General features: G+C 75.9%; 1 protein-coding gene and 1 pseudogene. One reads left to right on the top strand and one right to left on the bottom strand.

What is annotated here, in order from left to right; genetic code table 11:
• Positions 1-145: 145 nt before the first annotated feature.
• Positions 146-4,753, bottom strand: a complete 4,608-nt coding sequence (locus tag GPJ59_RS32655) for an ATP-dependent helicase (protein ID WP_219671534.1) — start codon at positions 4,751-4,753, stop codon at positions 146-148.
• A gap of 242 nt (positions 4,754-4,995) precedes the next feature.
• Between GPJ59_RS32655 and GPJ59_RS38060 the strand changes: the two are divergent.
• Positions 4,996-5,457: pseudogene (locus tag GPJ59_RS38060) on the top strand (AraC family ligand binding domain-containing protein); the annotation flags it as partial.
• Positions 5,458-5,628 lie beyond the last annotated feature (171 nt).

The following is a 5,628-nucleotide window of genomic DNA, read 5'->3' as shown; positions in this document are numbered from 1 at the left end:
CGACGAGACCCGTCGCCGCCCGTGGCTCGGCCCCGGCGCCCCGCTGAGGCCCGTCGCCCCCGCTCGGCCCCGGCGCCCCGCTGAGACCCGTCGCCGTCCCCCTCGCTCGGCCCCCCCGCCCCGCTGCGAGCCCCGGCCGCGCCCGTCAGGACCGCAGCCGCAACCCCCGCGGGGTGGCGTGGAAGCCTGCCGTCTCCAGGGCCTGGCCCAGGGGTGAGGTCAGGGCCGGGGTCGCGTTGATGCGCTCCACCGTCAGGGCGGGCAGGGTGCCCGCCCGGGACGCCTCGGCCAGTGCCGCCGTGGCCGCCTCCAGCCGGGGGTCGTCGGGCGGCGGCCAGGCCAGCAGGGTCTTGCCGCCGCGCTCCAGGTACAGCACCAGCTCGCCGTCGACCAGGACCACCAGCGAGCCGGCCTTGCGGCCCGGCTTGTGCGTGGCCCCCGCCGGGGGCTCCGGCCAGGGCAGTGCCGCCCCGTAGGCGTTGGCGGGATCGGCCGCCGCGAGGACCACCGCCGCGAGCGGGGGCGGCGTACGCTCGGCCGCGCGCAGCCGGTCCACCGCTCCGTCCATCGCGAACTGGGCGGCACCCAGCCCCTCGACCACATAGCCGCGGCGGGCCTGGCCGCTGTCCTCGAACGCGGACAGGACCCGGTAGACCGCGCTGAAGCCGCCCTCGACGCCCTCGGCCGCCACGGCCCCGCGGGTCACCACCCCGTGCCGGTCCAGCAGGGTGCGGGCCAGCGCGTGCGCGCGGTGCGTCGGGTCCGCGGCCTCGGCGGGCAGCAGCGACCAGCGGCCGGAGACGGTCGGCGGGCCCGGCCGGGAGACCGAGGCGCTCAGTGTGCCGTACCGGCCGCGCGGCACCGTACGTCTGGCCCGGTGGGCCGTGGACCCCGCGGTCCGGCCCGAGCCGAGCAGGGAGCGCAGCGGGGCGAGCGTGTCATTGGTCAGCCGGCCCGACCAGGCCAGGTCCCAGACCGCCTCCGACAGCTCCACGTCGGTGGCCTCCGGCCACCGCGACCGCACGGACTGGGCGATCTGCCGGAAGAACAGGCCGAAGCCGCCCGAGAGGCAGTCCAGCACCGCCTGGTGCAGCGGGCCGAGCTCCAGCGGGTGCGCGGGCGGCAGCAGCAGCGGGGCCGCGTCCGCGAGGTAGAGGGAGACCCAGCCGTCCTTGCCGGGCAGGGCACCGGCCCCCGCCCACACCACCTCGCCGGTGGTGGTCAGCTCGTCCAACAGGGCGGGGGAGTAGCCCGCGACCCGGGAGGGCAGGACCAGCCGCTCCAGCGCCGACGCCGGGACCGGGGCGCCCTGGAGCTGCTCGATCGCCCGGGCCAGCCCGTCGATACCGCGCAGCGCACCGCCCAGGTGCTGCCACTGGGGCAGGAACGTGGCCAGCGCGGTCGGCGGGACCGGCTCCACCTCCTGGCGCAGCGCGGCCAGCGAGCGGCGGCGCAGCCGGCGCAGGACCGCCGCGTCGCACCACTCCTGGCCGATGCCGGCCGGGTGGAACTCGCCCTGGACCAGCCGCCCGGCCGCCGCCAGCCGGTGCAGCGCCCCGTCCGTCACCGCCGCGCCCAGCCCGAAGTGGGCCGCTGCGGTGGCGGTGGTGAACGGCCCGTGCGTACGGGCGTACCGGGCGAGGAGGTCGCCCAGCGGGTCCTTGACCGGCTCGGTGAAGGCCTCCGGGACGCCGACCGGCAGGGCCGTGCCCAGTGCGTCCCGCAGCCGGCCGGCGTCCTCCACCGCAGCCCAGTGCTCCTCGCCGGCGATCCGGACCCGGATGGCGCGGCGGGCGGCGGCCAGCTCCGGGGCCCACGCCGGATCGGCCCCGCGCTCGGCCAGCTGAGCGTCCGTCAGCGGCCCGAGCAGCCGCAGCAGATCGGCCACGCCCTCCGGGTCCTTGCAGCGCCGGTCCTCGGTGAGCCACTGCAACTCCCGCTCCAGCTCCGCCAGGACCTCCGCGTCCAGCAGCTCGCGCAGCTCGGCCTGGCCCAGCAGCTCGGCCAGCAGCCGGGAGTCCAGCGACAGCGCGGCCGCCCGGCGCTCGGCCAGCGGCGAGTCCCCCTCGTAGAGGAACTGGGCGACGTACCCGAACAGCAGGGAGCGGGCGAAGGGGGAGGGCTCGGCGGTGGTCACCTCGACCAGCCGGACCCGGCGGGACTCGATGTCCCCCATCAGCTCGGTCAGGCCGGGCACGTCGAAGACGTCCTGGAGGCACTCGCGCACCGCTTCCAGCACGATCGGGAACGAGCCGAACTCCGAGGCCACCTGGAGCAGCTGGGCCGCCCGCTGCCGCTGCTGCCACAGCGGGGTGCGCTTGCCCGGACTGCGGCGCGGCAGCAGCAGGGCGCGCGCCGCGCACTCCCGGAACCGCGAGGCGAACAGCGCCGACCCGCCGACCTGTTCGGTGACGATCCGGTCGACCTCGCCCTTGTCGAAGGCGACGTCCGCCGCACCCAGGGGGGCCTGCTCGCTGTCGAACTCGAAGGCCGGCAGCCCCGACGGGTCGTGGTCCAGCAGGTCCATGCCCATCAGGTCCGCGTCGGGCAGCCGCAGCACGATCCCGTCGTCCGCGTGCATCACCTGGGCGTCCATGCCGTACCGCTCGGCGAGCCGCGCGCCGAGCGCCAGCGCCCACGGGGCGTGCACCTGGGCGCCGAACGGCGAGTGGACCACCACCCGCCAGTCGCCCAGCTCGTCGCGGAACCGCTCGACCACGATGGTCCGGTCGTCCGGCACGTGACCGCAGGCCTCGCGCTGCTCCGCCAGATAGCCGAGCACATTGTCCGCGGCCCACGCGTCGAGCCCGGCGGCCACCAGCCGCAGCCGCGCGTCCTCGTCGGACATCCCCCCGACCTCGCGCAGGAACGCCCCCACGGCACGCCCCAGTTCCAGCGGCCGGCCCAGCTGGTCGCCCTTCCAGAACGGCAGCCGGCCGGGCACGCCCGGCGCCGGGGTGACCAGGACCTGGTCCCGGGTGATGTCCTCGATCCGCCAGGAGGTGGTGCCCAGCGTGAACACGTCGCCGATGCGGGACTCGTAGACCATCTCCTCGTCGAGCTCGCCGACCCGCCCGCCCCCCTTCCTGCCCTTCTTCTCGTCGGACGCGGCGCCCGCGAGGAACACCCCGAACAGGCCGCGGTCCGGGATGGTGCCGCCGGAGGTGACCGCCAGCCGCTGGGCCCCCGGCCTGCCGGTGACGGTCCCCGCGACGCGGTCCCACACCACGCGCGGCCGCAGCTCCGCGAACGCGTCGGACGGATAGCGCCCGGCCAGCATGTCCAGCACCGCCGTGAACGCCGACTCGGGCAGTGCGGCGAACGGCGCGGCCCGGCGCACCAGGGCCAGCAGGTCGTCCAGCTGCCAGGTGTCCATGGCCGTCATCGCGACCAGCTGCTGCGCCAGCACGTCCAGCGGGTTCGACGGGATGCGCAGGGACTCGATGGACCCGCTGCGCATCCGCTCGGTGACCACCGCCGCCTGCACCAGGTCGCCGCGGTACTTGGGGAAGACCACGCCCGTGGAGACCGCGCCCACCTGGTGCCCGGCCCGGCCCACGCGCTGCAGGCCCGAGGCGACCGACGGCGGGGACTCCACCTGCACCACCAGGTCCACGGCGCCCATGTCGATGCCCAGCTCCAGGCTGGAGGTGGCGACCACGGCCGGCAGCCGGCCCGCCTTCAGGTCCTCCTCGACCAGTGCGCGCTGCTCCTTGGACACCGAGCCGTGGTGCGCCCGGGCCAGCAGCGGCGGAGCGCCCCGCGCGGCGCCGGACTGGGCCATGATCTCGGCGGGCGGCGGCGCCCCCTCCGCCAGCGCCTCGCCGGTGGCCCGCTCGTACGCGATCTCGTTGAGCCGGTTGCACAGCCGCTCCGCCAGCCGCCGTGAGTTGGCGAAGACGATCGTCGACCGGTGGGCCTGCACCAGGTCGGCGATCCGCTCCTCCACGTGCGGCCAGATCGACGGCTTGTCCCCGCCGTCCTGCCCCTCGCTCGCGGGCGAGCCGCCCAGCTCGCCCATGTCCTGCACGGGCACGACCACCGAGAGGTCGAACTCCTTGGCCGACGGGGGCTGCACGATCTCCACGCGGCCGCGCGGGGCGAGATAGCGGGCCACCTCCTCCACCGGCCGGACCGTCGCCGACAGCCCGATCCGGCGCGCCGGGCGCGGCAGCAGCTCGTCGAGGCGCTCCAGCGACAGCGCCAGGTGCGCCCCCCGCTTCGTGCCCGCCACCGCGTGCACCTCGTCGACGATCACCGTCTCGATCCCCGACAGCGCCTCCCGGGCGGCCGAGGTCAGCATCAGGAACAGCGACTCGGGCGTGGTGATCAGGATGTCCGGCGGCCGGGTGGCCAGCGCCCGCCGCTCGGCGGCCGGGGTGTCGCCGGACCGGATGCCGACCCGGATCTCCGGCTCGGGCAGCCCGAGCCGGACGGACTCCTGCCGGATCCCGGTGAGCGGGCTGCGCAGATTCCGCTCGACGTCCACCGCCAGGGCCTTCAGCGGGGACACGTACAGCACCCGGCAGCGCTTCCTCGCGTCGGCGGGCGGCGGGGCGGACGCCAGCCCGTCCAGCGCGGCCAGGAAGGCCGCGAGGGTCTTGCCGGAGCCGGTCGGTGCCACCACGAGCACGTCCGAGCCCTGTCCGATGGCCCGCCAGGCACCCTCCTGGGCGGTCGTGGGCGTGAGGAAGGCCCCCGTGAACCACGAGCGGGTCGCGGGGGAGAACGCATCGAGCGCGGAGCCGGCCATGCCCCCATCGTGCACCCCGCCACCGACAACGCCCCGGACCTGCGCAAACACCCGGATCCGCGGGAGCGCAGAATGGGGGGATGGGGAACGTCGAGCAGCCGGGCGCCGGGCGGGGAGCCGGCCCGGGCCGGTCCGGGCAGCGGCGCGACGAGCAGCGGCGCGACGGCCAGCGCCGCGACGAGCAGCGCCGCGACGGGCAGCGGCGTGACGGCGAGTGGGCCCGGCACTGGCGCCACGCCGAGCTGCCGGGCCTGGACCTGCTGCGCGCCCACTACGTACGCCACACGTTCCCGCGCCACGCCCACGACGGCTACGTCCTGGCGGCCGTCACCGGCGGCATCGAGGAGGTCGGCCTGCCCGGCGGGACCGAGCGGGCCGGCCCCGGCAGCGTCGTCCTGATCAACCCGGAGGTCCCGCACACCGCCCGGGCCGGCGCCCCGGAGGGCTGGGCGTACGCGACCCTCTACCCCGCCCGCGGCCTGGTCACCGACGTGGCCGCCGACATCACCACCGTCCGCGGCACCCCCGGCTTCGCCGAGACCACCGTCCTCGACCGGGAGGGCGCGCGCCTGATCAGCGAGGTGCACCGGGCGGCCGAGGCGGGCAACGCGCTGGCCGCCGACAGCCTGCTGCGCATCGCCGTGGCCCGGATGCTGCGCCGGCACGGCGGGGCGCTGCCGGCCCGTACGGTGCCCGGGGGGGGGGGGGGCGGTCTCTTTTATACACCCGGCGCGTCCCACGCACTTTCACGGGCTGGACGTGGTGGGGCGCCGTATGGTAATGAAAGTACTCATTTAGACACTACACAAGAGGTGGAAGCAATAGTCTGATCGAACAACACTAAAACACAATAAATGTGTCAAAATGTAAAGAGA

The sequence above is a fragment of the Streptomyces bambusae genome, assembly GCF_019400985.1.
GTDB classification, from domain to species: Bacteria; Actinomycetota; Actinomycetes; order Streptomycetales; family Streptomycetaceae; genus Streptomyces; species Streptomyces bambusae_A.
Note: the sequence above shows the minus strand (reverse complement) of the source record. Positions and strands in the feature narration are given on the sequence as shown.

What these genes read in the sequence shown, in the direction of transcription:
- GPJ59_RS32655 (WP_219671534.1), bottom strand. Translation starts at nt 4,753, where the DNA reads ATGGCCGGCTCCGCGCTCGATGCGTTCTCCCCCGCGACCCGCTCGTGG.